A 25,711-nucleotide genomic window follows, 5' to 3' on the forward strand; every position below is an offset into this window, starting at 1 on the left:
TGCTGTGCCGGTTATGTCCTGAACGGAAAAAGACCGGGTCGCATGGACCCGGCCTGGTCTCGCTCCGCCGATCGATCAGGACGCCTTCTTCTTGCGAAGATTGTCCACGAACTTGATCAGGTCGATCATGCCGTCCCAATCCTTTGTCGTGGCGGGATTGAAGGCTTTTTTCTGGCCGTCGGAAAGACGCTCGAAGGCGGCCTTGTCCTTGGTCGGTGCATCCGCAAACGCCTTGCCGATGGCGGCCTTCAAATCTGCCGGAAGGTCCGAATTATAGGCATAGGGCCCATTGAGAATGGGCGCGGATTTATGCACGATCCGGAAATCATCCTTCTTCATCGCTGTGCCGTCGGCGTTCTTCAGCATGCCCTTGGTCAGCATCTGGGCCAGCGTGGAGTCGTCGTCGGTGGTCCATTGATTGGCAGCGACTTCGACGGTGCCCTGCGTGAGCGCCAGGATGGCGTTCTCATGGCTGCCGCTGAACACGACCTTGCCAAAATACGTGTCGGCATCGGAGATGCCCAGCTTGTCGAGTTCGAAGCGCGGCACGTTGTTGCCCGACGTCGAATTCGGATCGACCAAAGCCAGATTCTTGCCCTTCAGCTGGTCGATGTTCTTGTACGGGCTCGACGCCTTGACGAAGAACACCGAGTAATAACCCGTAGAGCCATCGGCATTGATGTCGTTGGCGAACGCGTCGGTCTTGACGCCGGTCATCCGCGCGCGCGCGAACGACGCCGAGCCGTAGCTGGCGATATGGATGTTGCCGGAACGCTGGCCTTCGATGACGGCGGCATAATCGTTGGCAATGCGCAGCGTGACTTTCACGCCGAGCTCCTTGGAGAGATAGGCGACGAACGGCGCCCAGCGTTCGGTCACGCCCGAAGCGTTTTCCGCCGGCACGACGGCGAAGGTCAGTTCCGGATATTTGCCCTTCCAGTCCTGCGCAGAAGCGGCGGAGGCCGAAAACGCCAGCGCGGCCGCGCCGGCCAGAACGATACGACGATTGATCATGGTGTGCCCTCTTGTTGTGTTACGCATTTTTTCGGCGGTTTGCAGCTTTGCAAGCGGCCGCCCTGTTACAGACGAAACGCTCAGGCCGCCGCCGCAGTGCCCAGCTCAGGGACGGCGGCTCCATCGGGCGCATGTGCGGGTGCTGCGCCCATGACGTCGTTGGCTTCGAGATCGTAAAGCTCGCGCGCAATGAGGTCGGTCAGCGTCGCCGGCGCCCCGTCGAACACGATGCGGCCCGCGGACATGCCGATCAGGCGGTCACAATAGGCTCGCGCCAGATCGAGCGAATGCAGATTGCAGATCACGGTGATGCCGAAATGCTTGTTGATGCGCAGCAGTGCATCCATCACGATCCTCGTGTTGCGTGGATCGAGCGAAGCGATCGGCTCGTCGGCGAGAATGATATCCGGCTCCTGCACCAGCGCACGCGCGATCGCGACCCGCTGCTGCTGACCTCCGGAGAGCTGGTCGGCGCGCTGGGCTGCAAGCGAAGCCATGTCGAACTGCTCGAGCGCCGACATCGCCAGCGCCTTGTCCCGTTCGGGCCAGGTTTGCGTCAGCGAACGCCAGGACGGGATTTCGGCGAGCCGCCCCATCAGCACATTGGTCAGCACATCGAGCCGGCCGACCAGATTGAACTGCTGAAAGATCATCGCCGAGCGCGCGCGCCACTGCCGCAAATCCTTGCCGCGCAGCGCGGTCACGTCGACGCCTTCAAACAGGATGCGGCCTTCGGAAGGCTCCGCGAGGCGATTGATCATCCGCAGCAGCGTCGACTTGCCGGCGCCGGAGCGGCCGATCACGCCGACGAAGCTGCCGGGCGCGATGGAGAATGACGCATCATCCACTGCGGCTTTTGTGCCGAAACGGCACGTCAAACCTTCCACTACCAGCATGCAATGCTCCAGAATCCCACTCGTGGATCATCGCTAGCGATTGGACTTTACAGTTGTGTGACAATCACGCTGCGGTGCGGCGTCGTCCACACCCTCATCGCCCACGCGATATCCGTCATGCAACCGTCACGAAGATGTCATCATGCCCATTGATGACGTGCCATCGTGACACCACCTTTGTCGCGGAGAGACGCCCGTATGGCCGGCAAAATGCTTTCAGTCGACCCGACCGTCGATCCCACGGCGAAATTGCACGACACCCGGCTCGGTGCCTATTGCGAAGTCGGCGCGCGCACGATCCTGCATGAAGTGTCGATGGACGACTATTCCTACGTCGTCAATGACGCCCAGATCACCTACACTTCCATCGGCAAATTCTGCTCGATCGCGGCAATGACCAGGATCAATCCGGGCAATCACCCGATGCACCGCGCGACTCAGGCGCACTTCACGTACCGGGCCAGCGCCTATTTTTCCGGCGAGAGCGACGACGCCGCGTTCTTCGAATGGCGGCGCGCGCACCAAATCCATATCGGCCATGACGTCTGGATCGGCCATGGCGCGATCATCCTGCCCGGCCGCAACGTCGGCACCGGCGCCGTGGTCGCCGCCGGCGCGATCGTGACCAAGGACGTCCCGGCCTACACCATCGTCGGCGGCAATCCGGCGCGGCCGATCAAGCGGCGGTTTTCGGAAGAGGTCGCCGGCCGGCTCGCCGAGCTTGCCTGGTGGAATTGGGACCATGAGACGCTGCGCTGCGCCCTGCCCGATTTCCGCAAGCTCACGGTAGAGGATTTTCTGGCAAAATACGAAGCAGGCACGGGCTCGGTCCGCGCGCAGATCAGGCATCAGGGTGCAGCATCGTGACTGACATTTTCATCGAAGGCGGCCGAGCCCTGCTCGGCCAAGAAATCCACGAGGCCTCGCTGCGGATCGCTGGCCGTGACATCAGCGCCATCGGCGTCGACCAGGGCCGCGCTTCGCTGGGCATCGACGCCGGCGGCTTGCTGGTGTTGCCGGGGATCGTCGATCTTCATGGCGATGCGTTCGAACGGCAGATGATGCCGCGCCCGGGCGTCGATTTCCCGATCGACGTCGCCCTTGGTGACAGCGACCGGCAGGCGATCAGCAACGGGATCACCACGGTCTATCATGGCACGACGTGGTCGTGGGAGCCGGGCCTGCGCTCTGGCGATAATGCAAGGCGGCTCCTGGAAGCGATCGAGTCGATGCGGCCGCAGCTTTCGGCCGATACCCGCTTCCATCTGCGTCACGAGACCTACAATCTCGACGCCGAGGCCGAGATCATCGAATGGCTGTCGGACGGGCGCATCGACCTGTTCGCATTCAACGACCACATGGATGGGACGGTCGCCAACCTCGACAAGCCGCAAAAGCGCAGCCGCATGGTCGAACGCACCGGGCTTTCGAACGAGGCGTTCGATTTGCTGGTGGCGAGCGTCGTCGGCCGCGCGCACGAGGTGCCGGCCTCGATCGCCCGGCTGGCGAAAGCGGCGCGTGACGCCAACGTGCGCATGCTGTCGCATGACGACGAAAGCACCGAGGTGCGGAAGGCGTTTCGGGCGCAGGGCGTCGGCATCGCCGAGTTTCCGGTCAACGAGGAAACCGCACGTGAGGCGGCAGAGGCCGGCGACTTCATCGTGTTCGGCGCGCCCAATGTCGTCCGCGGCGGCAGTCATACCGGCTGGACCAAGGCCTCCGACATGATCGCCAAGGGCTTATGCTCGGTGCTGGCGTCGGATTACTATTATCCGGCGCAGCTATTGGCAGCGTTCCGCCTCGCTTCGGATGGCGTGCTGCCGCTGGCCGAGGCCTGGCAGCTGATATCCTCAGCCCCCGCCCGCGCCGCCGGCCTCACCGATCGCGGCGTTCTCGCCGCCGGCCAGCGTGCCGACATCATCTTCGTCGATGACAAGGTGCCGTTGCGGCCGCGTGTCGTCGCCGTCATGGCCGCGGGACGCCTGGTGCATCTGACGGAAGCTGGCCGCCTGCGCAGTCCCTCAACGGCGCCGCGCAAGACGGTTGCGGCCGCCTGACGCGCCGAGTCTTTTGTCTTGACGCGTTTTCTTCACGCGAACCGGGCTCCACTTCGCTCGAAAACGCTTTAGTCTGCACCGATGTCGAATTATCCGCGTTACGCGATCTACTACGCCCCGGCGCAGGCCAGCGATCTCAACCGCTTCGGCTCGCAGTTGCTTGGCTATGACGCCTTCGGCGGCGAAGACCTGCCGTTTCCGGTAGATGTCGCCAGCGCTGCGCCGGATTGGCAGGACCTGACCGCCGATCCCCGCAATTACGGCTTTCACGCCACGCTGAAGGCACCCTTGTCGCTGGCACAAGGCAGGACTGAAGCAGAACTCCTCGCGGCGTGTGCCGCCTTCGCCGCAACGGCCCGGGCGATTCCAGTGATCAGGCCGGTGGTCGGCTCGATCAGCGGCTTCATTGCTGTCATCCCGGCAGAGCCGCCGCGTGATTTGATCCGGCTTGCGGCCGACTGCGTCAGCGAATTCGATATGTTCCGCGCGCCGCTCACCGAAGCGGACCGTGCGCGCCGCAATCCTTCCCGCCTGACATCGGCGCAGCGCGCTCATCTCGACCGCTGGGGCTATCCCTACGTGATGGAAGAGTTTCGATTCCACATGACGTTAACAGGCCGGCTTGACGCAAGCCGGCTGGAGACCGTTCTGGCGATGCTGAGGAATAGGTTTTCCACGCTCGGCCTCGAGACGCTCGCGATCGACCGGCTCGCGTTATTCCGTCAGGACAGCGCGGATTCCCGCTTCCGGATCGCCAGGCAATTCGTCCTCATGCCAGGCCAGGGTTAGGCGCATCCGCATTGCCGCCGCGTCAGGCGGATCAGATGTGTTGAGACAGCACTTGCTTCTGCCGTCCATCCGGCCGCGGGTCGATATCCACCGACCATAGATCCAGATTGTCGACATCCTTCAAGGTCACCGTCATGACCTCCGATTGGCCATCGATATCAACCCGGCCGAAGAACTGAAGTCCGAAACACGGCGCGAGGTTTTCGCCCTGCTCCGCGCTGCAGCCTTTTTGGAACGCCACCGCCGGTCCGAACGTATTGTCCAGCGGGGCCGGCGCCCAAGTCCCCGCATGCAGCGGTCCGGAGACGAACTCCCAGAACGGCTCGAAATCCTGAAACACCGCGCGGTTCGGATGGTAGCGATGTGCGGCCGTGTAATGCATGTCGGCCGTCAGCCACACGGTGTTGCTGATGCCCATGCGTTTCATGAAGGACAGCAGATCGGCAATCTCGCATTCGCGCCGCTCCGGCGGGCCGTCGCCAAGCGCGATCGCATCCTCGCTGATCAATCCGATCGGCATGTCGGCGGCGATGACCTTCCAGGTCGCATCGGACGCCGTGAGTTCACGCTTCAGCCAGGCCAGTTGCGCGGGGCCGAGAATGCAGGTGTCGCTGCGGTCGTCGCGATTATTCCACGTCGAATCGCGGTAGCTGCGCATGTCGATCAGAAAGACGTCGAGCAGCGGCCCATAGGCGACCTTGCGATAGATCCGCCCCGCCTGCCCAGCCAGGTTGCGGATCGGCATGAATTCATGGAACGCGCGGGCCGCCCGCGCCACCAGGTGAGAGCTGCCGTCTTCGGCGTAGCCGGTCTCGTCGGCGGTGCCGACCGGCGCCCAGTCATTGGTCACTTCATGATCGTCCCACTGCGCGAGCATCGGCACTTGCGCGTTGAAGGCGCGCAGATTCTCGTCGAGCAGATTGTATTTGTAGTTGGCGCGATATTGCGCGAGGCTGTGGGCAACGACGGATTTGTCTTCGGTGACGATGTTTCGCCACAAGCCTCCGTCCGGCAGCTTCAATTCGGCTTCGATCGGACAGTCGGCGTAGATGTGATCGCCGGAATGGATGAAGAAGTCCGGGCGGTTTACGAGCATGGTCTTGTAAGTCCGCATGCCGCCGCGGGCGGGATCGATGCCCCAGCCCTGGCCGGCGGTATCGCCCGACCAGACAAAGGATACCGCGTGTCGCGCCACCGGCGCGGTACGGAAATGGCCGACCTGTGCCTCACCCGAAATCCCGGACTCGCCGATATCAGCGAAACGCACCCGGTAGAAAATATCCTGCCCCGGAGGAAGGCCATCGAGCAAAAGCTTCGAGGTGAAGTCATGCTCGGGCAGCGCTTCCGACCATGCGACGCGAAGGATGGACTTGAAGCTCTCGTCGATCGAGCACTCCACCTGCATGCGCGCGGCACGATCGGCCCTTGCCCATATCACCGCGGAATCGGCCGAGACGTCGCCCGACGCAATCCCGCCGGCGATGTGCGGACGGTCCGCGGCGCGGCTGAGATAAGGCTTGGCAACACTTCCCAACGCTGCGACCGCGGCGGTGGATGCGGATCGAACCAGCAATTGACGTCTGGTCAAGCCTTGTCCAGTCAGGTCTTGCGTCGCGCGTATTCCAATCGGCATTCAAGGCATCCTCGTCGAATCGCGACGAAGGGTGCCTGTCCAAATTGACCGCAGGTCGAAGGTTTTGCGACAGTCGGATGAACCGCGCGGCCGCATCAGAATGAAGGTGTTCGCAATCTCAGCGGTGAACTCGCCGTCGGTTGCTGAGCGGATGTGCGGATGTGTGGGGGAGGTAGACGAGGCCCGGAGTGCCTAGGAGTCCGGGCCTCGTGAGCCTCCAGTGGAATGGCGTTCACTGTGATGAGCGAACGCCCTGCCCCCCCCCGCTGTTAGCGAGGCCGTTATAGATTGCGAAACCGCGCGCCGCTAACCCGGACGAATACGGATGTCCAAATTGCGATCATCGTGCGCTGCGTGAGAGGACGGCCAACGCAAAGGTTGCTAAACGCGTCGCCGCACGCCTTGTGCCGCCAGGAGCATTTCAAATGAAAACGATTTTATCCGTGTTGATTGTGCTTGGACTATCGCTCGCCGCCGCGCCCGCCTTGGCCGCCGACAACCGCAACGTCTCGGTCATCAACGAGACCGGCTATGCGATCAAGTTTTTGGGTTTCAATTCGCCCGATGACGGCCTCGACGAATGGGAGAACGAACTCGACAAGACCCTGAAGAACCAGGACACCGCTTACGTTGAATTCGATGAGGACGAGGATGAGGACGGCTGCGTCTGGAACATCAAGGTGGATTGGGCGAATTACGATGAATCGGTGCGCTGGAAGAACGTCAATCTGTGCAAATTCAACGTGCTCAGGCTGCGCTACGATTCCGGGACCAAGACGACGTCATTCATCGCGGAGTAATCGATTGGTCGCGTGTGCACGAAACGCAGGCAGCATTGCTTACAAAATCGTCTTGCCCGGAACTGTTCGATAGGGCTGATTTCACGCGGGTCCTTGGCGCGACACCTGGGCACCGCCCAGCCTCGCACCATCTTTCCCATACCCCCCGCCGATCCTCAGGGACGGCGGGGGTTTCATTCTTGGAATCTCCGGAATCCGCAGCGGCGGGCAACAACACCGTGCCCCGTTGAGCCAGCCCCCACGATCCGCAATCAAGCCTGCGAATCGGATATTTTGGAAGAGAATCGGCCATAACGCGTTGAACGTTCCTCCCGCTCTCAATCCGAGCAGCGCACGCCATGAACCGAAACATGCATTGCCCGCATTTTCTTTGGAATAATGGGCCCCGCGCGGTGTTCCGGCCTCCGATGCTGCAATTTGTGATCTTCAAGCGCCGCCGGAACTTTTGCTGGCAAGTGCGCGATCAGAGCGGGAAAATGATTGCAGGCGGACGGGAGAAAACCCGGCCCGCCGCACGCTATCACGCGTATCGCGCCTTGTTCCTTGTGCTTTCCACCGGCTGGAAGGCGAACGATCTGCAACCGCATTAGGCAGGGCTCCTGCGGATCGCCTGGCCTTGTCCCAAGGCAGCGTCAAGGCAGCGTCCCGAGGCAACGCGCCCCCTAGCAGCCCCGACATATCCCGGTGAACTTGCTGGTCTCAACCCGGCCGCGCGGGCGCACGGGTGGCCTCTTTGACCTTGCCTGGCGCGGAACGGTGATCCGTTGCGACGCCCCCGCATAGGGCGGCACGACGACGCGCGAACCCGAGGGCGACGCATTGACCGAACCGTAGCTGGGGGACGGCGCAGGACTGTTGGTGCCGGGCGGCGGGATCCGGGAGGCGTTTCCGATTCCGCTGGGGTCGCCGACCGCGCTGGGATTGGCCGGACCGTAAGGTATGCCGCTGATCGCAGAACTGCCCGCTCCGGCCGAGCCGGCGGGCGGCGGGAACTGCGCGAACGCGGTGCCGGGCACGATCAGGCTGACAAGCATCGCAAAGCCAACAAGCGCCGAATGGCCGGACATTGAATCTCCAGGGAAAGCTGTGGGCCCAACGTTCATGTGGGGCGCTCGTTCCGGGGGTAAAGGTCGCGCCCGTCAATTACCGGAGTAGGCATCTGTAAACGAATCAGACCTAACTTGGCGGCGATCACATCTGGAGATTCGGCGGCATGAACCAGCCCGTAATCCTTGATAATGATATCCGCGCCCTGCAGGAATGGCTGCGCTCGGCTTGGCAGCAACTGGCCGATCCCTCCCTCACCGCCTTTACGCGCCGCGAACTGCGCAATCAGATGAAGCAATGCAGCGCCGACCTGCGAACCCAGCTTCAATTGGTGGCGACGCGCCAGTCACAGCCGGCCAAGGACCAGCCCCGCACCCGCGGCCGGCCGGAGCTTCGTATCCTCACTTGACCCCTTGGGGATCCCATTGGGATCACGCGCCAACCGGCAGCGCGCCGTCGCGGGCCTATGATCGAACGCGCGGATTGCACGGCGAAGTCGGCGAGGAAGCTGCCAATGACGAGAGTGACAGTTTTCTCGGCGGCCTTGTGCGCGCTGCTCGCGACGTCGGCATCGGCCCAAGGCCCGGCCCCCACGACTTTCAAGGTGATCTCGCCGATCTTCGGTCAACTCGTCATGTTCAGCTTGCCCGCCAGTTTCGCCACGGTGTTCGAGAACACCAAGGGGACGAACTATGTTCGCGAGGCCGTGCTGAAGGGCGAGACCGTCAAGAGCTGGACCCAGATGATCACGGTGACCGGCGCCAAGGGGGCCGCCGGCAACGCCGGGGTTTCGCCGGAGCGCTTTGCGGGCTCGATGGTCGGTGGCTTCAAGTCGGCCTGCCCCGACACCTTCGCAGCGCAAGGATTTGGCCCGGCCAAATTCGGCGATCAAGATGCGTATGTCGCGGTGGCAAGCTGCGGCCGGGTCGAAACCAGCGCCGACAAACACAGCGAAACCACCCTGATCGTCACCGTCAAAGGCAGCGCCGATTACTACACGGTGCAATGGGCCGAACGCACGCCGGCGACTGGGCGAAGCACAATTGACGAGACCAAATGGCTGGAGCGGTTGCGCCAATTGCAGCCGATTCGTGTCTGTCCGATCGTGCCCGGCGAGCCCGCGCCCTACCCGAGCTGTGCCAGCAGGAACTAATTGCGGCGACGGCAGGCCGACTTGCCCGGTGCGCCCTTTCGTTGATAACCCTGACTGTTGATAACCCGGACTAGCCGACCCCGGCGGCGAGTCTGACGGCTTTGGTGTGCTATCCGCATATCGGCCTGACTAACGACGGACGGAACATATGCGGATCACCCTCGTCGGCTCCCGCCATTTCGGCGTGACGACCTTCACCATGCTGCGCGAACACGGCGTCGAAATCGCGAGGATCGTCGTCCACGACAACGAAGACCGGCTGGCCGCCGCAGCGAGGGCCGCCGGCGTTGAGGTCGTCGTGCAGGCCGACGCCAGATTCGTCTCAGCGGCGGAAATCGCCCCCGACAGCGACCTGATCGTGACGGCCCACAGCCACGCCCGCATCACCCGCGAGGCGCTCGCCGTCGCCAAGCTCGGCGGCATCGGCTATCACCCCTCGCTGCTGCCCCGGCACCGCGGCATCGCCGCGGTCGAATGGACCATCAAGGAAGGCGATCCGATCGCCGGCGGTACCATCTACCACCTCGCCGACCGGATGGACGCCGGCGCGATCGCGGCGCAGGAGTGGGTTTTCGTCAGGAAAGGCGAGACCGCACGCGAGCTCTGGGAGCGCGCGCTGGCTCCCCTCGGCCAAAAGCTGCTCGGCGAAGTCATCGATTACGCCAGGATCCACAAGACCCTGCCGGCCCGGCCCCAGGACGAGCAATTCGCCACCCTCGCGCCAAAGCTATCCGACGCAAGGCACTGACCAAACGGGGGAATATCCGGCCGTTTCACCCAGTTAAGCATTTCGGCCCGAATCATGGCCCGAAAAAGAGCCCATTATGCGCTTTTATTCGTTCCGAGGCCGGAACCGGATTCACCTTGATGTGTTTGAGTGCACAGGAACTTTCCGCGTTTTTGCGGCGCACCAAAGTTTGAACACATTGTGACCGGATAACGCGCTCATCACACACATCTTTCGGGGATTTGATCCATGCGTTCGAACCGCATCAGCAAGCTTTTTTTGACTTCGTTTCTTGCCACCGCAGCCTTCGCGGCCGCTCCCGCCGCCGCCGCGCAGCCCTATGACGGGCTTTGGCAGGTTACCGTCGTCACCAAAACCGGCAGCTGCGATGCGCGCACCGCCTCAACCGTCACGGTCAGCGACGGCAAGGTAACGGGGTCCGGCGCCCCGGTTTCCGGAACCGTCAGTTCCGGGGGACTTGTGCGAGTCTCGATCAATGGTGCATATGCGAACGGTCAACTCAGTGGCAACTCCGGATCGGGGAAATGGAATGGGGCATCAGCTGGTGTACCGTGTAGCGGTCGATGGGAAGCCTCCCGTCAGTAAGACAGGCCGAACATCAGATTTCTTCGCCTATCCGCGGCGGCTGACAATTGCAGCCGTCGCGTTTTTTATGACTTCGCTTGCAGTCCCAGCAAGTTATGCCCAGTCCTCCGGGCCCTACGCCGGCATGGCCGGCAAGTGGGCCGGCGCCGGCACCGTCACGCTGGACGACGGATCGAACGAACGCATCCGCTGCCGCGCGGTCTATGACGTTGCGGGCGCCAAGATGGACATGAGCCTCACCTGCGCGAGCGACGCCTATCGGTTCAACCTGACGGCCAACGTGGTCGACCAGGGCGGCGCGATTGTCGGGCAGTGGAGCGAAACCAGCCGCGGCATCACCGGCAGCCTGCAGGGCCGCGGCGGCGGTGGCAATTTCCAGGTCACGGCCGTCACCGCCGGCTTCAACGCGAACATCGCGCTCAAGACAGCCGGCAACAAGCAGTCCGTCAGCATCCGGGCCGACAGCCAGTTCCGCGCCGCCAATATTTCGCTTTCGAAGTAAAATCGCAGCGGTCCGCCCGCACTCTCCCGAATACCAAATCGCCCGCTGCAGAGCGGGCGATTTTCGTTATGAGCGGTATTTGCGGTGACTAGCCGGTTTTGGGCGTCTCCAGCCTTGCAGCAGTATCCTTGATGGTCTTTGCGATCAGCAGGGCCTGTTCCTTGTTGAAGGCAAAATCCTGCACCCCGTTATGGGTCGTGAGCGACAGCACCATGATGTCGGGTTGGGCTTCGGGCCAGCCGGTTGCAAAGGCCGTCACGAAACTCGCTGAAGTCGATCGGGCTTCTGAAGTCGAGCGGTTGGTCATGGACTATGTTTCCTGTGTTGTTCGGGTGCGCCTCAAGTCCGATTCAGGATTTGGGCACTTAAGATCTGGGCACGTAAGCGGTGACTTCGAGTTCGACCTTGGCCCTGACATCGACCAGTCCGTCGATATAGAGCAGCGTCGATGGCGGGAAGTTGCGACCGAGCGTCTCCTTCCAGGCCGCGCCGATGCCGGCGCCCGCCGCCTCATATTCGCTGCGGCTGGTCAGATACCAGGTCAGGCGGACGATGTGTTCGGGACCGGCCCCTGCCTCGCCGAGCAGCTTGATGACCCGTTTCAGCGCCGTGCCGACCTGCGCGGCCATGTCGGGGTGATAATCGCCCTTCTCGTCGCCGCCGGTCTGGCCGGCCAGCACGATCCATTTGCCTGGACCGTCGACCTCGACACCGTGTGAAAAGCCGCGGGGTTTCGACCATTCGGCCGGTTGTAGGATACGCATGGATGAGTCCTCCTGAGACGGGCGATCCTTAGCACCGATCCGGCGCCGCCTCCCACAGCGAAATTGGCGCCCGCGCATCGCTGCGTCCGCAGATTTGCACGTTGCAAATCGCCGGGCGCTCGCCGATACCGGCCTGCCCCTCCAAGTCAACCAACTCAGCCGTCAGCATGGACCGCACACCTTCCAAATCACTGGCTGCGCTGTGGATGTCGGGCTGGCTCGCCTTGATGCTGATTATCGTGGTCGCTGGCCGCGAGGCGATGCGGGAACTGAATGTGTTCCAGCTGATGGAGATGCGCACCATCCTCGGGTTCTTCATGCTGTATCCGCTGATCCGGGCCAGCGGCGGGTTCTCGGTGTTGAAGACCGCTCGGCTGCACATGCATGTCGTGCGCAACATCGTTCACTACGGCGCGCAACTCGGCTGGTTCTTCGCGCTGACGCTGATCCCGATCGGTCAAGTCGTTGCGATCGAATTCACGATGCCGATTTGGACCGCGATCCTGGCGGCAATGTTTCTCGGCGAGCGCATGACGGTGTGGAAGGTCGCCGCCATTGTGCTCGGAGTCGTAGGCGTCGTGATCATCGTTCGTCCCGCCACCGGCGAAGTCAATCCGGGACAATTGATTGCGCTCGCCGCCGCCGTGGGCTTCGGCGTTTCGGTCGCGATGGTGAAGTCGCTGACCCGCACCGAGCAGGCGGTCGCGATCATCTTCTGGATGCTGGTGGTGCAATCTGTGGCCGGATTTATTCCCGCGCTCTACGTCTGGAAGTGGCCCCCGGCCTATATCTGGGGTTGGGCGGCAGTGATCGCGTTTTGCGGCACATTCTCGCATTACTGCATGGCGCGGGCGTTGCGGCACGCCGATGCAACGGTCGTGATCCCGATGGATTTCCTGCGGGTTCCCTTGACCGCCACCGCGGGCTGGCTGATCTATTCGGAGCGGCTCGACCTGTTCACCGTGCTCGGCGCCATCCTGATCCTGGCCGGCAATCTGCTGAACTTGCGCCCGACCAATCCGGTTCCCGCGCGGGCAGCAACCTGAATTTGGATTTTACCCACCAAATTGTGATCTGGATCTCATGAGATATTGGATAGATTCAATAGCTTAAGAGCGAATCATACGGCTCCCGGATCTGGGCAGGCTGCCCATTTTTCTGGCGCGGTGTGTATTTTTTTCGTGTAACCTGCGGCCAACGTTGCCGCCGAAATCTTTTTTCGATTCTGCCAGGGGGATTTTTCTGATGCGCTTCCCAACCCTTGTCCTTTCCTTGATCTGCATGGTCTTCACCGCCGGCGCCGCCAGCGCCGAAAGGCGGGTTGCCTTCGTGGTCGGGAACGGCACCTACAAGCACGTCGCCGCGTTGCCCAATCCGTCGATCGACGCGAAGGCGATGGCGGCCGCGTTGCGCAATGTCGGTTTTGAAGTGGTGGAAGGCTCCAACCTGACCCGCGACAAGATGACGGAGAAGCTGCTCGACTTCGGCAAAAAGGCGCAGGGCGCCGACGTGGCCGTGTTCTTCTACGCCGGCCACGGCATCGCCGTCGGCGGCACCAATTACCTGCTGCCGATCGACGCCGACATCAAATCGGAAATGGACGTCAAGCTCGGCGCAGCCATCAACATCGATCTCACGCTCGACCAGACCATGAGCGACGCCAAGGTCAAGCTGGTGCTGCTCGATGCCTGCCGCGACAATCCGTTCGCCGCCAAGATCAAGTCCAACGCGCCGTCGACCCGCAGCGTGTCGGTGCAGACCGGCCTTGCCGAAATGAAATCCGGCGAAGGCACGCTGATCGCGTTTGCGACCGGCCCCGGCCAGACCGCGCTTGACGGCAAGGAAGGCGGCAACAGCCCGTTCACCCGCGCGCTGCTCGCCAACCTCACCCAGCCTGGCGTCGAGCTTCAGCAGGCGATGACCAAGGTCCGCGCTCAGGTCCAGGAGGAAACCAACAAGGGTCAATTGCCCTGGGGCAACACCAACCTGACCGGTGCGGTTTACCTGAACGGTGCGCCCGCGCCTGCCGCGCCCGGAACGGCGCCGGCTGTGGCTGCCGGTGCACCGGGCAGCGACGTCGAGCTCGAGTTCTGGCGCTCGATCAAGGATTCGAGCAAGCCGGAAGAGCTCAACGCTTACGTGGCTCAGTATCCCAACGGTCAGTTCAAATCGCTGGCGCTGGCACGGATTGCCTCACTTGAGAGCAAACCGGACAATGCCACGCGCAACCTGACCGCCGGCATCGATCCGGCGACGTTCAAGGAAGAAGCCAACCAGACCACTGAGGACCAGATTGGCCTCGACAAGGGCCAGCGCCGCGACGTGCAGCGCCGCCTGAACGGTCTCGGCTTCGACACCAAGGTGTCCGGCAATTTCGATGCCCCGACCCGGGCCGTGATCACGCGATGGCAGGCCGCCCGTGGCTACCCCAAGACCGGCTACCTCAACAGGCTGCAGCACAAAGCCCTGTTGACCGAGATCGTGGCGGCGCCGCCGACCGCGAGTTCTGACGAAGAGCGGCCGAAGCGCCGCGCTACCAGCGGCGGTGGCCAGCAGCAGGCACAGCCCCAACCTCAGCCTCAACGCCAGTATCAGAGTAATCCCGATCCGGCCGGCGCCGGGCGCTTCATCGGCGGCGTCGTGGGCGGCATGCTGCGCTAAGCGCTCAAAGACAATTCACGGCAAAAAGCCCGGGATCATCCCGGGCTTTTTCATTCGGAGCTGGGGTTGGATAGCCCCAAGCAATCCGCGCGGCCTTCGGCAAGTTTGACGAACTTGTCGCCGCCCGACGTCAGCCGGCACATCTCCACTTCCTTGCCCGCGGGCACCGACTTGGCACAGGTGATCTGCGGATTGTTATCGTATTTGGTGGTCGAGAATCTGCACGTGACGATGCAGGAAGCGTGGCGGGCGAGCGGGTTCGTCATCGAGATGCTGGCGATCTCCTCGCCCGGCAGGATCGTGCAGGTGAACGGCGCCTGATCCGCGATCGCCGGATCGGCGAGGCAGCCGCCGATCGCCAATCCGAAGCAGCTCAGGACAACCAGCCGGAAGTGGGCCAGGACAGGACGCATTCGCGCGGATCTGTTTCGCGGGGCTATTTGCCGGCGGCCTTGCGCAACGCCGCGTTGATCCGGTCCTGCCAGCCGGCGCCGCCTTCCTGGAAATATTCGAGCACATCCTGGTCGATGCGTAGCGACACGAGTTCCTTCACGCCGGGAAGCGCCGTCGGCTTCGGTGGCGCCTCCACCACCTTGGTGGTGGTGCGCTTGAACGCCGCTTCGGCCTCGCTGCGGGCGTCGTTCAGGGTCCTCGGCCGTCTCGGCTGGTCCGCCATCGCTAAATTCCTTCAAACAATACAGTCGACAGATAGCGTTCGGAGAATGACGGCACAATGGCGAGAATGGTCTTGCCGGCGGCCTCCTGCCGCTTGCCGATCTCGAGCGCGGCGGCGATCGCCGCGCCTGAGGAGATGCCGCCCGGAATGCCTTCGTTGCGTGCCAGCGCGCGCGACATCTCGATCGCAGTCGCCGAGTTGATCTTGACGATTTCGTCGATCACCGAACGATCCAGAATGTCCGGAATGAAGCCGGCGCCGATGCCCTGGATCTTGTGCGGCGTATGCTGCCCGCCCGACAGCACCGGGCTTTCCTCCGGCTCGACGGCGATCACCCGCAGCGAAGGCTTGCGCGGCTTCAGCACCTGGCCGACGCCGGTGATGGTGCCGCCGGTTCCGACGCCTGCGACAAAGAAATCGATATTGCCGCCGGTGTCGTTCCAAATTTCCTCCGCGGTGGTGCGGCGGTGAATTTCGGGATTGGCGAGGTTCTTGAACTGCTGTGGCATCACGGCGTTCGGCGTCGTGCGCACCAGCTCTTCGGCGGTCGCGATCGAGCCCTTCATGCCCTGCGCCGCCGGCGTCAGCACGATCTCGGCGCCGAGGAAGGCCAGCATTTTGCGCCGCTCGATCGACATCGATTCCGGCATCACCAGTTTCAACCGGTAGCCTCGTGAGGCCGCAACGAATGCCAGCGCAATGCCGGTATTGCCGGAGGTCGGCTCGATCAGCACGGTGTCGGCGTTGATCACGCCGGCCTTCTCCATGGCGATCACCATCGCCGCGCCGATGCGGTCTTTGACGCTTGCCGCCGGGCTGAAATATTCAAGTTTAGCTAAAATGGTAGCGCTGACACCGTGGGCTTGCGGCAGTTTGCGCAAGCGGACGATCGGCGTGTCGCCGACGGCATCGACGATGCTGTCGAACACCCTGCCCCGCCCGGGACGGTGCACTGCACCCGTGGCTGACGATGCCTCCATTACAACGCTCCCATAGTGATAATATGCCCGGAATTCGGGGCTCTCTTACTTAGGAGGTGGCCGAGCTGATGCGCAAGTCCGAAACGTCAGAGTCAAAATTCGCTGCATCGCAAAATCGAAAGTTCGCCAATAAAGTCGTTCCAACGCATTTGTGTTGCGACAACGTCAAATAAATCGGTTTATACTTTCGTCGTGAGTTGAGCTTCCGCTTCAGGTCGCAAGGAGGTCACGATGCCAGCAATTGCTGAAGTCCTGTCCGTCGCGTCTAGGCCCGACCCGCGTGGCTGTGATTTACCAACCTGCCCGGTATGTGCGGACTCCATGGTGGCCGCGGAAGCTTCCGCCTACATGTATGACCACGTCATCGGTTACCTCTGGACCTGCGATACCTGCGGTTACGGCTTCGTGACCAAGCATTCGATCCGGAGGTTCGCCTGTAACTGAGGTCTTCACCTCACAGCAATGTCACCGCGCGCCCATCCGGCGCGCGTTTGTTTTTTGAACGCTTCAAAGCTGCCGTTGCCGATCGCGTCCCGCATGCCCTGCATCAGGCTCTGATAGTACGCGATATTGATTTCAGACAGCAGCATCGCGCCCAGCGTTTCGCCCGACCGCACCAGATGATGCAGGTATGCGCGCGAGTATTCGCGCGTCGCCGGCCACGTGCTCTCCTCGTCCAGCGGCCTCGGATCGTCGGCGTGGCGGGCATTGCGCAGATTGATCTGGCCGAAGCGGGTAAACGCCATGCCGTGCCGGCCGTTACGGGTCGGCATGACGCAGTCGAACATGTCGATGCCGCGCGCCACCGCCTCCAGCAGATCCTCGGGCGTGCCGACGCCCATCAGATAGCGCGGACGATCCTGTGGCAGCCGGGGCGCGGTCTCCTCGATCATGGCAAGCATCACCGCCTGGGGTTCGCCGACCGCAAGACCGCCAATCGCGTAGCCGTGGAACCCGATCTCGACCAGCCCGCGCGCACTGGCGTGGCGAAGCTCGGGCACATCGCCGCCCTGCACGATGCCGAACAGCATGTAGCCGGGAGGCGCGCTCTCGAAGGCGCGTTTTGAGCGCTCGGCCCAGCGCAACGAGAGCTGCATCGCGCGTTCGATGTCGGCGCGTTCGGCCGGCAGCCGAACGCATTCGTCCATCTGCATGGCGATGTCGGAGCCGAGCAGCCGCTGTACCTCGATCGATCGTTCCGGCGACAGTTCGACCTTGGCGCCGTCGATATGTGAGCGGAAGGTCACGGCGTGCTCGGTCACTTTGCGCAGCTCTGAAAGCGACATCACCTGGAAGCCGCCGGAATCGGTCAGCATCGGCCCCTGCCAGCCGGTGAATTTCTGCAAGCCGCCAAGGGCGGCGATCCGCTCGGCCCCCGGCCGCAGCATCAGATGGTAGGTATTGCCGAGCACGATATCGGCGCCGGCATCGCGCACCTCGCGCCAGTGCATGCCCTTCATCGCGCCCGCGGTGCCGACCGGCATGAAGGCCGGCGTCCGCACCACGCCGTGTGGGGTGGAGAGCCGGCCGAGCCGAGCCCGGCCATCGGTAGCGAGCAGCTCGAAATGATTGGGAGCGTCCATGGGTGAGCTTATGGCGTAACAAGCGCGCCCTGTTCAACAGGCCATTCGGCCTCTTTTTCCCTCCAAAACCCGTTGACGACGGCAAAAGTCTCCCGCATAAGTCCGCCCCATGAACGCGACCACCAAACGTACCGCGAAAACCAAAGCACCCTTGGGGGGCTCGGGAGCCGTGCGCGCGTAACCTGACGATCGCATCATCTGAACCGAAGCCCCGCCTGAAAAGGACCGGGGCTTTTTTATTGCCTGCAGCACACACAAACCAAAGGAAGACGAACGTGAGCAACGATCCAGTAGTGGCCATTGTCGGCGTAACCGGCGCCGTCGGGGCCGAATTCATCGCCACCATGGACAAGCGCAATTTCCGCGTCGGCAAGCTGAAGGCGCTAGCGAGCGCGCGCTCGGCCGGCCAGACCGTCAACTTCCGCGGCGAGCAGGTGATGATCGAAGAGCTCACCCCGCACTCCTTCCACGGCGTCGACATCGCGCTGTTCTCGGCCGGCGGCAGCATTTCGAAGAAGTATGCGCCGATCGCGGTGAAGTCGGGCGCCGTCGTGGTCGACAATTCGTCCGCCTTCCGGATGGATCCGGAAGTGCCGCTGGTCATTCCCGAAATCAACGCGGGCCGCATCCGCGACCACAAGGGCATCATCGCCAACCCGAACTGCTCGGCGATCACGGCGCTGGTGCCGCTGTGGCCGATCCACCGGCAAAACCGCATCAAGCGCATGATCATCTCGACCTATCAGGCCGCCAGCGGTGCCGGTGCGGCGGCGATGGAGGAACTCAAGGAATCGACCCGCGCCAGCCTCGAGGGGCGGCCGTTTACGCCCAAGGTGATCCCGCTCCCCTACGCGTTCAACGTGTTCAGCCACAACACCGCGATCGATCCTGACACCGGCTACAACGACGAAGAAACCAAGGTCATCAAGGAGACGCGGAAGATTTTCGAGGACGAGAAGATCGCGATCGGCGTCACCTGCGTGCGGGTGCCGGTGCTGCGCGCGCATTGCGAGGCCATCACTTTCGAATGCGAGCGCCCGATCTCGGAGGACGAGGTACGCGCGATCCTGTCGAAGGCGCCGGGTGTCAGAATCGTCGATGATCGGGCGAAGAATTACTTCCCGATGCCGATCGACGCTTCAGGCCAGGACGACGTGCTGGTCGGCCGCATCCGCAAGGATCTTAGCGATCCATCAGGTCATTCGATCGCGATGTTCGTCTCGGCCGACCAGCTGTTGAAGGGCGCCGCGCTGAACGCCGTCCAGATTGCGGAATTGCTGCCGCAGCGCGCGATGGCGTGAGGTGAACGCGTGGAGTAGGTTAGATCTCGCTGACCAACTCCACGCTTCGCGCATCATTTTTATGCGGCGAAGCATGCTCGCTTTTGTGCGCGAGGAGATCGCTGATGATGCGGCTTTACTACTATCCCGGCTTCATCAGCCTCGTTCCGCATATATTGCTGGAAGAAATCGGGCTCCGTATCAGCTCATTTTTGTCAATCTGAGCGGCGGCGCGCACAAGGGCCCCGATCATCTCCGGCTGAATCCAAACGGTTTGATCCCGGTCCTCGTGCAGGATGACCTGGTCTTGTACGAGTCCGCAGCCATCTGCCTGCATTTGGTCGATACCCATCCGGGTTGTAAGCTGGCTCCGGCCATAGGGACTGGCGAACGCGCGCACTTTTATAAGTGGCTGATGTGGTCCTCCAGTACGTTACAGCCTGCATTGTCGATGTATCTGCATCCCCATAAATGGGCCAACGATCCGGCCATATTTCCCGAGTTGCGAGCGTGTGCCGAACAGAAGGTGTATGGCTTGTTCGATTTGCTCGACGGTGCGCTCGAATCTCACGGTGGCCAGTGGCTGTTGGGTGATACTTACTCGGCAGTTGACGCCTGCGCGCTTACCCTGTGTCGATGGTCACGTGGAATGCCGCGTCCGGGAACAAGCTGGCCCCATGTCGGTCCGTACATGAATCGCATTCTGGCCAGACCGGCGGTTCAACGCGCGCTGCAACAGGAGCATTTGCAAGAACCCTGGATTTGAGCTGACGCGCCTTCGTTGCGTCGTCGGAAATGAGAAATTCCTGACATCGATGAGAGGCGCGTCGCCTGCTGGCTTCACGGCGAATCGTTGGTTAAGTTCGCGATCGCTACCGAAATTGAAGGCTGACGATGCCGAAACGAAGCTGGGTCTATCTCGTCGGGCTGGTCTTGATCTGCGCGATAGCCGGGTCGTGGTACTATTATTACAAGAGCAAGTGCCACGGCATGGATGAATGCGCCGCCCAGGCCGCCGAAAGTCGGGAGCGGGACAAGCCGAGCGAGCCGCGTTGATCGACATAGGAAGGATCGACGGACCGCCGTTGTAGCGCCCCTAGGCACGCGACCGCGTAAATGTGTTGGTGGGTGCGCTGCGTTCTGGCCGCCCTGCGCCCTGCGCGAATATGCCCATAAAACCAGCCCGCCTTTTGCTTTCAAATGCTCCGGCCGCGTAGTAGCGTTCGCCCTGGTCCCCCGGCGACAGGACGTGTCACCGGGGGATAGTCGTCAAAGCGGAGCTGATTTGCTGTTTCCGACCGATCTCGCATCGTTTCTCGATCTCATACGCCAGCACGGCGATGCGGCCTACAGCCTCATGTTTGCTTATGCGGCCTCGCACAGCCTGCTGCTAACGCTGTTCGCAGGCTACGCCGCGCATGCAGGCGCACTTAATTTCGGCACGCTGATCGTGATTTGCTGGCTCGGCACCTTTACCGGCGACGTGATCAGATTCTGGGTCGGGCGGCGTTATGGCACACGCTGGCTCGGATCCTTTCCGAGGCTGGAACGTGCCGTCCAGATCGCAGCCCGGCTGGCCGACCGCCACTATGCCTGGATGATCCTGTTCCATCGTTTTCCGCACGGCATTCGCGGCGTCGCGGGCTTTGCGTATGGGATATCGCAGCTGCCCTGGTCCACTTTCCTGGCGTTCAATTTCGTCGCGGCGGGCCTGTGGTCCTGCACGGTCGTCACGGCCGGCTACGCTTTTGGTCAGGTCTCGGAGAAAATGATGAGCGATGCTTCCTCCGGCGTCGCCTTCGCGCTGCTGGTCGTGTTCCTCGGCCTGTCCTGGTTCTTGAGCAAGAAGCTCGAGCGCGCCGTCGAGCGAAGCTAGACGAGAGCGTTTTCGAGCGAAGTGGATACCGGTTCGCGTGAAGAAAACGCGTCAAAAAAAGCTAGCAGCGTCGATCACTCCCGCGCGCGAAACAACAGGCAGGCGTCGCCATAGGAATAGAAGCGATAGCCGCCGGCGATGGCGTGGGCATAGGCCTGCTTCATGGTCTCCAGCCCGCTGAACGCCGACACCAGCATGAACAGTGTCGAGCGCGGCAAATGGAAGTTGGTCAGCAAAATATCGACCGCGCGAAAGCGATAGCCCGGCGTGATGAAGATCGCGGTCTCCGCGCCAAACGGCTGGATGGTGCCGTCCTCGGTGGCCGCACTCTCGAGCAGCCGCAACGATGTGGTCCCGACCGCGACGATGCGGCCGCCTTTGGCGCGGGCCGCATTCAAGGCCGCCGCGGTCTCGGCCGAGATCGAGCCCCATTCGGCATGCATCCGGTGTTCCGACGTTTCTTCCACCTTGACCGGCAGGAAGGTCCCTGCCCCGACATGCAGCGTGATCCGGTGCAGTCCGACGCCGCGCTCGCGCAGCGCCGCCTCCAGCGCCGGCGTGAAATGCAGCCCTGCGGTGGGTGCGGCGACCGCCCCCTCATGGGCCGCGAACATGGTCTGGTAATCGGCGGCATCGCGATCGTCAGGCGTGCGCTTGGAGGCGATGTAGGGCGGCAATGGCGGCGTGCCGAGGTCGGCGATCGCCTGGTCGAGCGCAGGTCCATGAAACGAGAACGACAGCGTGATCTCGCCCTCTTCGCCCTTGGCCTCGACCTCGGCGTCGAGATGGCCGAGCAGGCAGACCTTGCCTTCATTGCCGAAGCGCACCACGTCGCCCGGCGCCAGTTTCTTGGCCGGCTTGACCAGCGCCTGCCAGCGCGAGCCGTCGAGCCGCTTGATCAGTGTGGCCTCGATCTTCGGTTCGGTCTCGCGGCCAATGCGGCGTCCCTTGAGCTGGGCCGAAATGACCTTGGTATCGTTCACGACGAGCTGGTCGCCAGGCTGCAGCCAGTCCGGCAGTTCGGCCACGGCCCGGTCGTGCAACACGCCGTCCGGCTGCACCACCAGCATCTTCGCGGAATCGCGCGGGCTCGCCGGCCGCAGCGCGATGTTGGCGGGGGGCAGTTCGAAGTCGAAGAGATCGGTGCGCATGGCGCAATGCGCTCCAGCGTTGCCTCTCAGCGTCATTCCGGAGGCCGCGTGAAACGCGGCAATCCGGAATCTCGAGATTCCGGGTTCGCATCTTCGATGCGCCCCGGAATGACGGCTGATGATCAGCCCGCGTCAGCCGCCATATGCGCCTTGACGATCTTGTCCGGGTTCTGCACCGGCTCGCCGCGCTTGATCTTGTCGACGTTCTCCATACCGTCCGTGACCTTGCCCCAGACCGTGTACTGGCCGTTGAGGAAGGACGCGTCGTCGAAGCAGATGAAGAACTGGCTGTCGCCGGAATCCGGGCTCGCCGCGCGCGCCATCGAGGTGGTGCCGCGCACATGCGGCTCCTTGTTAAATTCGGCCTTCAGCTTCTTGCCGGAACCGCCGGTGCCGGTGCCCTGCGGGCAACCGGTCTGCGCCATGAAGCCCTCGATCACGCGATGGAACACGATGCCATCGTAAAACCCTTCGCGCACCAGTTCCTTGATGCGGGCGACGTGGCCCGGCGCCAGATCCGGGCGCATCTCGATGGTGACGGGACCCTGCGTGGTCTCAAGGATCAAAGTATTTTCTGTGGCTGCCATGCTCTTCTCTCATCAGGTTTGGGTGGACGTTTGCGGGTTCGAAAAGGGACCGCTAAAGGCCGGCCGGCAACGGCACCGCCCAGTCCCTCGGTAAATGGCAACGGCGTACAGCGTTGCAATGTTTCCATCACCGCGATGCGGTATTTGAGCCGGTCGTTATCGCTGGCGTGTTCCGATTCATAGGTAATCTTGGGCTGGCCGAGAATGGCGCCTTGACGGTTGAAGCTGACGACCACGGTGATGTCGATCGGGTTGGCTTGCGACAGCGGCGGTGGCTTCCAGCACGAATGCAGCCGCACAAAGATGTCCTTGAGCGTGTCGAGTTGCACCGGTTGTGCCGGCGCCTGCGCCGTCGATACCAGGCACAACAGCAGCGCGGCAAACCCGAGGAGCGGTTTGCTGCGTGACGCTCTCATGGCTCACTTGATGTCGGATGCGACTTGCACCTTCACCATCTTGTCAGGGTCGGTGACCTGTCCACCGGACGATCCCGGTGGCGCCTTTTTCAGCTTGTCGACCACATCCATGCCGGACACGACCTCGCCGATCACGGTGTACTGGCCGTTCAGGCTCGAGCCTTCCGCGAACATGATGAAGAATTGCGAGTTCGCGGTATCGACGCTGTCGCCGCGCCGCGCCATACCGACGATGCCGCGGGTGAACGGCACCTTGGAGAACTCCTGCTTCAGGTTCGGATATTTCGAGCCGCCGGTGCCGTTGAAGTTTTGGCCGTCGCCGGTCTGCGCCATGAAGCCGTCCATGACGCGGTGGAACGGCACGTTGTTGTAATAGCCCTCGCGTGCCAGCTGCTTGATGCGCTCGGCATGCTGGGGCGCGAGGTCGGCCCGCAGCTTGATCACGATGCGGCCTTTCGTCGTGTCGATCACGACCGCATTGGCCTTGTCGAGATTGGCCGGCAGCGGCTGGGCGATCGCGGGAGCCGCGCAGATCAGCGCGGCGACAAAAGCGAGAATGCGGATCATGAAAACTCCGGGATCGAGAGAGTAAGGCTTTGAGAGCGCAGAACAGGCGCTAGCTGGCGAATTTGGCCTTGAGTTTGGCTGCGATCGAGGGCGGCACGAACGCGGAAAAGTCGCCGCCCATGCCCGCGATTTGGCGTACCAGTGTGGCGGTGATCGGGCGGACCGCGGGGGACGCCGGGACGAACACCGTATGCACCTCAGGCGCCATAGTCTGGTTCATGCCGGCAAGCTGCATCTCGTAGTCCAGATCGGTGCCGTCGCGCAGGCCCCTGATCATGATGGTGGCGCCGGCCGCGCGGGCCGCCGTGACCGTCAGATTGTCGTAGGTGGAGGCCTCGAAGGCGCAACCGGCGCTCTTCGCGATGGGGGCGCATACCTCCTTGAGCATCTCCAGGCGTTCATCGGTCGAAAACAGCGACTTTTTGCCGGGATGGACGGCAACGGCGACGATCAGGCGGTCGCACAGGGTCACAGCGTGCTGGACCACGTCCAGATGGCCGTTGGTGACGGGGTCAAAAGAGCCGGGATAGAGCGCGATACGGGGCATAGAACCCTCCTAACCCGCCCCGGGCGGCCCGGCAAGCCGGCCACTCTCTTGTTTTGACCCGTTTTCTTCACGCGAATCGGTACCCGCCCCGGATCAAGCCCGGGGCAGGCTTCGCTCGAAAACGCTCCGGTTCCCCGCAAACCCGCCTTTTTATTTGGGATCGGCCAATGAACCACTGTGGGGGTCGGCGCGTCTGCTTAGGCGAGCCGGCAATGTTTCGTCCTCTCCGGGGCCACGAAACAAAACTCGGCCCGGACGAAACCATTTTCGGGCTTGGCGAAGACACCCGGAAACGCCGCCTGGGTACACATCCATCAACGAAACGACGGGCCGAACGGCCCATGACAGGGGACCGTCATGATCAAGGCACTTTCCGCAATCGCCTTTGCCGCGCTGATCGCCACCGCATTGACCATTTTGCCCGGCTTTGCCCCCTCGGTCGAAGCCAGCGTGCCGCAGGCGCTTGCCAAGGGTGACCGCCTCGACATCCGTACCGTCGGCAAGAATTGCTCGCAGCAGGCTTGGCCGAATTTCGAGGCTTCCTGCCTCCGCGCCGCCGGCTCCAAGTCGTTTATCCGGGAAGCTCGCTTGGTTACCGCCGACCGCACCCCATAAGACGCCAACCTTTCCAATTAGCCATCAGATTGCTCTGATTTGAAGTCCTCGGGATGCCCCCCGAGGACTTCGGCGTTTCAGGAAGCAATCAGCATCCATTTTAGGGAAGGATCAGTGCTGCAATCGACGCGCTCGGGCCCTGTCATCCCAGCGGCTCAGCATTTGAGCGAGATCGCCATGCGCCTGTTTGGCGGGAGCCTGGTTGGTATTCGCGGGCTGCGGCCGCCCCGCCTCTACGTAGTTCTTCCATCTGCGGGCGCTCTCACGCCGTTTTCGGGACATACGGTCACGCGTATAATATCCAGCAGCGTAGGCCGCTCCGAGCAAAACCAAAATAACAAGGACGTCCAGCATCTCATGTGCTCCGCGCGCAGGGCCTGAGGGGGCCGGACAGACAATCGGGCATGATCAAGCAATCATCCAGATCATGACCTTCCAGAACGACAAGCCGAGCACGTACAACCACCCCGTCATCACAGGAACGACCAGCACAGCGTAAAGTGCGGCGACGAAGACGCTGTCGAGATCGGATCGGCCCGCCGTCTCTACACGACTTTCCTCGACGCCTGGATGACGCGGGTCTCTATCGATCGTGACGCTCGGGTATGCCGACATGATTGAGTTCCACAATTTTATCGCGACCGCCAGCCGGTGGTCGAGGTAGCGGCGACGTTTGGCAAAAGTTTGATTGCATGGAACCAGGCTCTCGAATGTCGCCGCGTTCCCCTGCATCAAATCCTCGCGGGGCGTGCCGCGTTCTTCGGCGTGCCGGCCATCGTTGCCG

The 25,711-nt window shown here is 62.5% G+C and carries 34 protein-coding genes; 18 read left to right on the forward strand and 16 right to left on the reverse strand.

What is annotated here, in order from left to right; genetic code table 11:
• Positions 1–75: 75 nt before the first annotated feature.
• Complete coding sequence (gene phnD, locus JQ558_RS09110) at positions 76–1,014, reverse strand: phosphonate ABC transporter substrate-binding protein (RefSeq protein ID WP_212293441.1); 939 nt, start codon at positions 1,012–1,014, stop codon at positions 76–78.
• Positions 1,015–1,094: 80 nt separating this feature from the next.
• On the reverse strand, positions 1,095–1,910 hold the full coding sequence (gene phnC, locus JQ558_RS09115) for a phosphonate ABC transporter ATP-binding protein (protein ID WP_212274899.1): 816 nt from the start codon (positions 1,908–1,910) through the stop codon (positions 1,095–1,097).
• Positions 1,911–2,108: 198 nt separating this feature from the next.
• Here phnC and JQ558_RS09120 point away from each other — a divergent pair, with 198 nt between their 5' ends.
• The 3 genes from JQ558_RS09120 (at position 2,109) to JQ558_RS09130 (ending at position 4,756) form a co-directional block, all read left to right on the forward strand.
• The gene (locus JQ558_RS09120) at positions 2,109–2,777 is read left to right on the forward strand and encodes a chloramphenicol acetyltransferase (protein ID WP_212293442.1); all 669 of its coding nucleotides are present in this window, start codon (positions 2,109–2,111) and stop codon (positions 2,775–2,777) included.
• Positions 2,774–3,967 (forward strand): alpha-D-ribose 1-methylphosphonate 5-triphosphate diphosphatase, encoded by a 1,194-nt coding sequence (locus JQ558_RS09125; RefSeq protein ID WP_212293443.1) that lies wholly within the window; start codon positions 2,774–2,776, stop codon positions 3,965–3,967. The genes JQ558_RS09120 and JQ558_RS09125 overlap by 4 nt, the downstream gene beginning before the upstream one ends.
• 81 nt (positions 3,968–4,048) lie before the next feature.
• A complete protein-coding gene (locus tag JQ558_RS09130) occupies positions 4,049–4,756 on the forward strand; it encodes a DUF1045 domain-containing protein (RefSeq protein ID WP_212293444.1) in 708 nt (235 codons plus the stop codon).
• A 31-nt stretch (positions 4,757–4,787) separates the two neighbouring features.
• Here JQ558_RS09130 and JQ558_RS09135 read toward each other — a convergent pair whose 3' ends face one another.
• A complete protein-coding gene (locus JQ558_RS09135; protein WP_212293445.1) occupies positions 4,788–6,389 on the reverse strand; it encodes an alkaline phosphatase in 1,602 nt (533 codons plus the stop codon).
• Positions 6,390–6,814: 425 nt separating this feature from the next.
• On the opposite strand from JQ558_RS09135, the gene JQ558_RS09140 reads away from it, so the two are divergent.
• Complete coding sequence (locus JQ558_RS09140) at positions 6,815–7,189, forward strand: hypothetical protein (protein ID WP_212293446.1); 375 nt, start codon at positions 6,815–6,817, stop codon at positions 7,187–7,189.
• Positions 7,190–7,596: 407 nt separating this feature from the next.
• Positions 7,597–7,779 carry a hypothetical protein gene (locus JQ558_RS09145; RefSeq protein WP_212037414.1) on the forward strand — a complete coding sequence of 61 codons (183 nt, stop codon included), beginning with the start codon at positions 7,597–7,599 and terminating at the stop codon, positions 7,777–7,779.
• 72 nt (positions 7,780–7,851) lie between these two features.
• Here the strand turns inward: JQ558_RS09145 and JQ558_RS09150 are convergent, their stop codons facing one another.
• Positions 7,852–8,256 (reverse strand): hypothetical protein, encoded by a 405-nt coding sequence (locus tag JQ558_RS09150; RefSeq protein WP_212293447.1) that lies wholly within the window; start codon positions 8,254–8,256, stop codon positions 7,852–7,854.
• Between the two features lie 146 nt (positions 8,257–8,402).
• On the opposite strand from JQ558_RS09150, the gene JQ558_RS09155 reads away from it, so the two are divergent.
• The 5 genes from JQ558_RS09155 to JQ558_RS09175 all read left to right on the forward strand — a co-directional run bounded on the left by JQ558_RS09155 (position 8,403) and on the right by JQ558_RS09175 (position 11,224).
• Positions 8,403–8,645: a hypothetical protein gene (locus JQ558_RS09155; protein ID WP_212274958.1), complete on the forward strand. Its 243-nt coding sequence runs from the start codon at positions 8,403–8,405 to the stop codon at positions 8,643–8,645.
• Between the two features lie 105 nt (positions 8,646–8,750).
• On the forward strand, positions 8,751–9,389 hold the full coding sequence (locus tag JQ558_RS09160) for a hypothetical protein (protein ID WP_212293448.1): 639 nt from the start codon (positions 8,751–8,753) through the stop codon (positions 9,387–9,389).
• Between the two features lie 148 nt (positions 9,390–9,537).
• The gene (locus JQ558_RS09165) at positions 9,538–10,137 is read left to right on the forward strand and encodes a formyltransferase family protein (RefSeq protein ID WP_212293449.1); all 600 of its coding nucleotides are present in this window, start codon (positions 9,538–9,540) and stop codon (positions 10,135–10,137) included.
• A 228-nt stretch (positions 10,138–10,365) separates the two neighbouring features.
• Complete coding sequence (locus JQ558_RS09170; protein ID WP_212210388.1) at positions 10,366–10,722, forward strand: hypothetical protein; 357 nt, start codon at positions 10,366–10,368, stop codon at positions 10,720–10,722.
• A complete protein-coding gene (locus JQ558_RS09175) occupies positions 10,667–11,224 on the forward strand; it encodes a hypothetical protein (protein ID WP_409363423.1) in 558 nt (185 codons plus the stop codon). Before JQ558_RS09170 ends, JQ558_RS09175 begins: the two co-directional genes overlap by 56 nt.
• Positions 11,225–11,312: 88 nt before the next feature.
• On the opposite strand, the gene JQ558_RS09180 is transcribed toward JQ558_RS09175, so the two are convergent.
• On the reverse strand, positions 11,313–11,531 hold the full coding sequence (locus JQ558_RS09180) for a hypothetical protein (RefSeq protein ID WP_212210390.1): 219 nt from the start codon (positions 11,529–11,531) through the stop codon (positions 11,313–11,315).
• Positions 11,532–11,589: 58 nt separating this feature from the next.
• The gene (locus JQ558_RS09185; RefSeq protein ID WP_212274906.1) at positions 11,590–11,988 is read right to left on the reverse strand and encodes a RidA family protein; all 399 of its coding nucleotides are present in this window, start codon (positions 11,986–11,988) and stop codon (positions 11,590–11,592) included.
• A gap of 167 nt (positions 11,989–12,155) precedes the next feature.
• On the opposite strand from JQ558_RS09185, the gene JQ558_RS09190 reads away from it, so the two are divergent.
• Positions 12,156–13,034 (forward strand): DMT family transporter, encoded by an 879-nt coding sequence (locus JQ558_RS09190; RefSeq protein WP_212293450.1) that lies wholly within the window; start codon positions 12,156–12,158, stop codon positions 13,032–13,034.
• Positions 13,035–13,233: 199 nt separating this feature from the next.
• Positions 13,234–14,649, forward strand: coding sequence for a caspase family protein (locus JQ558_RS09195; RefSeq protein WP_212293451.1), 1,416 nt, complete (start codon positions 13,234–13,236; stop codon positions 14,647–14,649).
• 50 nt (positions 14,650–14,699) lie between these two features.
• On the opposite strand, the gene JQ558_RS09200 is transcribed toward JQ558_RS09195, so the two are convergent.
• From JQ558_RS09200 to cysK, 3 genes are read right to left on the reverse strand one after another with little or no spacing between them, the layout of a single operon-like run.
• The gene (locus JQ558_RS09200) at positions 14,700–15,062 is read right to left on the reverse strand and encodes a hypothetical protein (RefSeq protein ID WP_249128274.1); all 363 of its coding nucleotides are present in this window, start codon (positions 15,060–15,062) and stop codon (positions 14,700–14,702) included.
• Between the two features lie 23 nt (positions 15,063–15,085).
• Entirely contained in the window at positions 15,086–15,325 is a 240-nt protein-coding gene (locus JQ558_RS09205) for a BrnA antitoxin family protein (protein ID WP_192736086.1), read from the reverse strand.
• A gap of 2 nt (positions 15,326–15,327) precedes the next feature.
• Positions 15,328–16,305 (reverse strand): cysteine synthase A, encoded by a 978-nt coding sequence (gene cysK / locus JQ558_RS09210; RefSeq protein WP_212293452.1) that lies wholly within the window; start codon positions 16,303–16,305, stop codon positions 15,328–15,330.
• Positions 16,306–16,536: 231 nt separating this feature from the next.
• Here cysK and JQ558_RS37175 point away from each other — a divergent pair, with 231 nt between their 5' ends.
• Positions 16,537–16,749 (forward strand): hypothetical protein, encoded by a 213-nt coding sequence (locus JQ558_RS37175; protein ID WP_212210396.1) that lies wholly within the window; start codon positions 16,537–16,539, stop codon positions 16,747–16,749.
• Positions 16,750–16,754: 5 nt separating this feature from the next.
• Here the strand turns inward: JQ558_RS37175 and tgt are convergent, their stop codons facing one another.
• Positions 16,755–17,888, reverse strand: a complete 1,134-nt coding sequence (gene tgt / locus JQ558_RS09215; protein WP_212293453.1) for a tRNA guanosine(34) transglycosylase Tgt — start codon at positions 17,886–17,888, stop codon at positions 16,755–16,757.
• A 275-nt stretch (positions 17,889–18,163) separates the two neighbouring features.
• Between tgt and JQ558_RS09220 the strand changes: the two genes are divergently transcribed.
• From JQ558_RS09220 to JQ558_RS09235, 4 genes are all read left to right on the forward strand, one after another.
• Positions 18,164–19,189 carry an aspartate-semialdehyde dehydrogenase gene (locus JQ558_RS09220; protein WP_212293454.1) on the forward strand — a complete coding sequence of 342 codons (1,026 nt, stop codon included), beginning with the start codon at positions 18,164–18,166 and terminating at the stop codon, positions 19,187–19,189.
• 73 nt (positions 19,190–19,262) lie between these two features.
• Positions 19,263–19,934 carry a glutathione S-transferase family protein gene (locus tag JQ558_RS09225; RefSeq protein ID WP_212293455.1) on the forward strand — a complete coding sequence of 224 codons (672 nt, stop codon included), beginning with the start codon at positions 19,263–19,265 and terminating at the stop codon, positions 19,932–19,934.
• A gap of 128 nt (positions 19,935–20,062) precedes the next feature.
• The gene (locus JQ558_RS09230) at positions 20,063–20,224 is read left to right on the forward strand and encodes a hypothetical protein (protein ID WP_212274912.1); all 162 of its coding nucleotides are present in this window, start codon (positions 20,063–20,065) and stop codon (positions 20,222–20,224) included.
• 229 nt (positions 20,225–20,453) lie between these two features.
• Positions 20,454–21,044 (forward strand): DedA family protein, encoded by a 591-nt coding sequence (locus JQ558_RS09235; RefSeq protein ID WP_212274913.1) that lies wholly within the window; start codon positions 20,454–20,456, stop codon positions 21,042–21,044.
• 74 nt (positions 21,045–21,118) lie between these two features.
• Here the strand turns inward: JQ558_RS09235 and queA are convergent, their stop codons facing one another.
• The 5 genes from queA to coaD all read right to left on the reverse strand — a co-directional run bounded on the left by queA (position 21,119) and on the right by coaD (position 24,312).
• Positions 21,119–22,195, reverse strand: a complete 1,077-nt coding sequence (gene queA, locus JQ558_RS09240) for a tRNA preQ1(34) S-adenosylmethionine ribosyltransferase-isomerase QueA (RefSeq protein ID WP_212293456.1) — start codon at positions 22,193–22,195, stop codon at positions 21,119–21,121.
• Positions 22,196–22,317: 122 nt separating this feature from the next.
• Positions 22,318–22,782 (reverse strand): peptidylprolyl isomerase, encoded by a 465-nt coding sequence (locus JQ558_RS09245; RefSeq protein ID WP_212293457.1) that lies wholly within the window; start codon positions 22,780–22,782, stop codon positions 22,318–22,320.
• Positions 22,758–23,198: a hypothetical protein gene (locus JQ558_RS09250; protein ID WP_212210405.1), complete on the reverse strand. Its 441-nt coding sequence runs from the start codon at positions 23,196–23,198 to the stop codon at positions 22,758–22,760. The genes JQ558_RS09245 and JQ558_RS09250 overlap by 25 nt, the downstream gene beginning before the upstream one ends.
• A gap of 3 nt (positions 23,199–23,201) precedes the next feature.
• Entirely contained in the window at positions 23,202–23,765 is a 564-nt protein-coding gene (locus JQ558_RS09255; RefSeq protein WP_212210407.1) for a peptidylprolyl isomerase, read from the reverse strand.
• 49 nt (positions 23,766–23,814) lie between these two features.
• Positions 23,815–24,312 carry a pantetheine-phosphate adenylyltransferase gene (gene coaD, locus JQ558_RS09260; RefSeq protein WP_212210409.1) on the reverse strand — a complete coding sequence of 166 codons (498 nt, stop codon included), beginning with the start codon at positions 24,310–24,312 and terminating at the stop codon, positions 23,815–23,817.
• Between the two features lie 357 nt (positions 24,313–24,669).
• Here coaD and JQ558_RS09265 point away from each other — a divergent pair, with 357 nt between their 5' ends.
• Positions 24,670–24,927, forward strand: a complete 258-nt coding sequence (locus JQ558_RS09265) for a hypothetical protein (protein ID WP_212293458.1) — start codon at positions 24,670–24,672, stop codon at positions 24,925–24,927.
• Between the two features lie 408 nt (positions 24,928–25,335).
• Here the strand turns inward: JQ558_RS09265 and JQ558_RS09270 are convergent, their stop codons facing one another.
• A complete protein-coding gene (locus JQ558_RS09270; RefSeq protein ID WP_212293459.1) occupies positions 25,336–25,659 on the reverse strand; it encodes a hypothetical protein in 324 nt (107 codons plus the stop codon).
• Between the last annotated feature and the right edge of the window lie 52 nt (positions 25,660–25,711).

Source organism: Bradyrhizobium sp. AUGA SZCCT0160, from assembly GCF_018130105.1.
Lineage (GTDB): Bacteria > Pseudomonadota > Alphaproteobacteria > Rhizobiales > Xanthobacteraceae > Bradyrhizobium.

Bases quoted from the DNA above. Each gene is read 5' to 3' on its own strand.
- JQ558_RS09180 (WP_212210390.1), bottom strand. From the start codon at position 11,531: ATGACCAACCGCTCGACTTCAGAAGCCCGATCGACTTCAGCGAGTTTC.
- JQ558_RS09145 (WP_212037414.1), top strand. From the start codon at position 7,597: ATGCTGCAATTTGTGATCTTCAAGCGCCGCCGGAACTTTTGCTGGCAA.
- JQ558_RS37175 (WP_212210396.1), top strand. From the start codon at position 16,537: ATGCCAGCAATTGCTGAAGTCCTGTCCGTCGCGTCTAGGCCCGACCCG.
- JQ558_RS09160 (WP_212293448.1), top strand. From the start codon at position 8,751: ATGACGAGAGTGACAGTTTTCTCGGCGGCCTTGTGCGCGCTGCTCGCG.
- JQ558_RS09250 (WP_212210405.1), bottom strand. From the start codon at position 23,198: ATGAGAGCGTCACGCAGCAAACCGCTCCTCGGGTTTGCCGCGCTGCTG.
- JQ558_RS09150 (WP_212293447.1), bottom strand. From the start codon at position 8,256: ATGTCCGGCCATTCGGCGCTTGTTGGCTTTGCGATGCTTGTCAGCCTG.
- JQ558_RS09255 (WP_212210407.1), bottom strand. From the start codon at position 23,765: ATGATCCGCATTCTCGCTTTTGTCGCCGCGCTGATCTGCGCGGCTCCC.
- JQ558_RS09135 (WP_212293445.1), bottom strand. From the start codon at position 6,389: ATGCCGATTGGAATACGCGCGACGCAAGACCTGACTGGACAAGGCTTG.
- JQ558_RS09245 (WP_212293457.1), bottom strand. From the start codon at position 22,782: ATGGCAGCCACAGAAAATACTTTGATCCTTGAGACCACGCAGGGTCCC.
- JQ558_RS09140 (WP_212293446.1), top strand. From the start codon at position 6,815: ATGAAAACGATTTTATCCGTGTTGATTGTGCTTGGACTATCGCTCGCC.
- JQ558_RS09130 (WP_212293444.1), top strand. From the start codon at position 4,049: ATGTCGAATTATCCGCGTTACGCGATCTACTACGCCCCGGCGCAGGCC.
- JQ558_RS09165 (WP_212293449.1), top strand. From the start codon at position 9,538: ATGCGGATCACCCTCGTCGGCTCCCGCCATTTCGGCGTGACGACCTTC.
- JQ558_RS09225 (WP_212293455.1), top strand. From the start codon at position 19,263: ATGCTCGCTTTTGTGCGCGAGGAGATCGCTGATGATGCGGCTTTACTA.
- JQ558_RS09185 (WP_212274906.1), bottom strand. From the start codon at position 11,988: ATGCGTATCCTACAACCGGCCGAATGGTCGAAACCCCGCGGCTTTTCA.
- phnD (WP_212293441.1), bottom strand. From the start codon at position 1,014: ATGATCAATCGTCGTATCGTTCTGGCCGGCGCGGCCGCGCTGGCGTTT.
- JQ558_RS09200 (WP_249128274.1), bottom strand. From the start codon at position 15,062: ATGCGTCCTGTCCTGGCCCACTTCCGGCTGGTTGTCCTGAGCTGCTTC.
- JQ558_RS09120 (WP_212293442.1), top strand. From the start codon at position 2,109: ATGGCCGGCAAAATGCTTTCAGTCGACCCGACCGTCGATCCCACGGCG.
- tgt (WP_212293453.1), bottom strand. From the start codon at position 17,888: ATGGACGCTCCCAATCATTTCGAGCTGCTCGCTACCGATGGCCGGGCT.
- JQ558_RS09195 (WP_212293451.1), top strand. From the start codon at position 13,234: ATGCGCTTCCCAACCCTTGTCCTTTCCTTGATCTGCATGGTCTTCACC.
- JQ558_RS09155 (WP_212274958.1), top strand. From the start codon at position 8,403: ATGAACCAGCCCGTAATCCTTGATAATGATATCCGCGCCCTGCAGGAA.
- phnC (WP_212274899.1), bottom strand. From the start codon at position 1,910: ATGCTGGTAGTGGAAGGTTTGACGTGCCGTTTCGGCACAAAAGCCGCA.
- coaD (WP_212210409.1), bottom strand. From the start codon at position 24,312: ATGCCCCGTATCGCGCTCTATCCCGGCTCTTTTGACCCCGTCACCAAC.
- JQ558_RS09170 (WP_212210388.1), top strand. From the start codon at position 10,366: ATGCGTTCGAACCGCATCAGCAAGCTTTTTTTGACTTCGTTTCTTGCC.
- JQ558_RS09190 (WP_212293450.1), top strand. From the start codon at position 12,156: ATGGACCGCACACCTTCCAAATCACTGGCTGCGCTGTGGATGTCGGGC.
- JQ558_RS09175 (WP_409363423.1), top strand. From the start codon at position 10,667: ATGGGGCATCAGCTGGTGTACCGTGTAGCGGTCGATGGGAAGCCTCCC.
- JQ558_RS09265 (WP_212293458.1), top strand. From the start codon at position 24,670: ATGATCAAGGCACTTTCCGCAATCGCCTTTGCCGCGCTGATCGCCACC.
- cysK (WP_212293452.1), bottom strand. From the start codon at position 16,305: ATGGAGGCATCGTCAGCCACGGGTGCAGTGCACCGTCCCGGGCGGGGC.
- JQ558_RS09230 (WP_212274912.1), top strand. From the start codon at position 20,063: ATGCCGAAACGAAGCTGGGTCTATCTCGTCGGGCTGGTCTTGATCTGC.
- JQ558_RS09205 (WP_192736086.1), bottom strand. From the start codon at position 15,325: ATGGCGGACCAGCCGAGACGGCCGAGGACCCTGAACGACGCCCGCAGC.
- JQ558_RS09270 (WP_212293459.1), bottom strand. From the start codon at position 25,659: ATGCAGGGGAACGCGGCGACATTCGAGAGCCTGGTTCCATGCAATCAA.
- queA (WP_212293456.1), bottom strand. From the start codon at position 22,195: ATGCGCACCGATCTCTTCGACTTCGAACTGCCCCCCGCCAACATCGCG.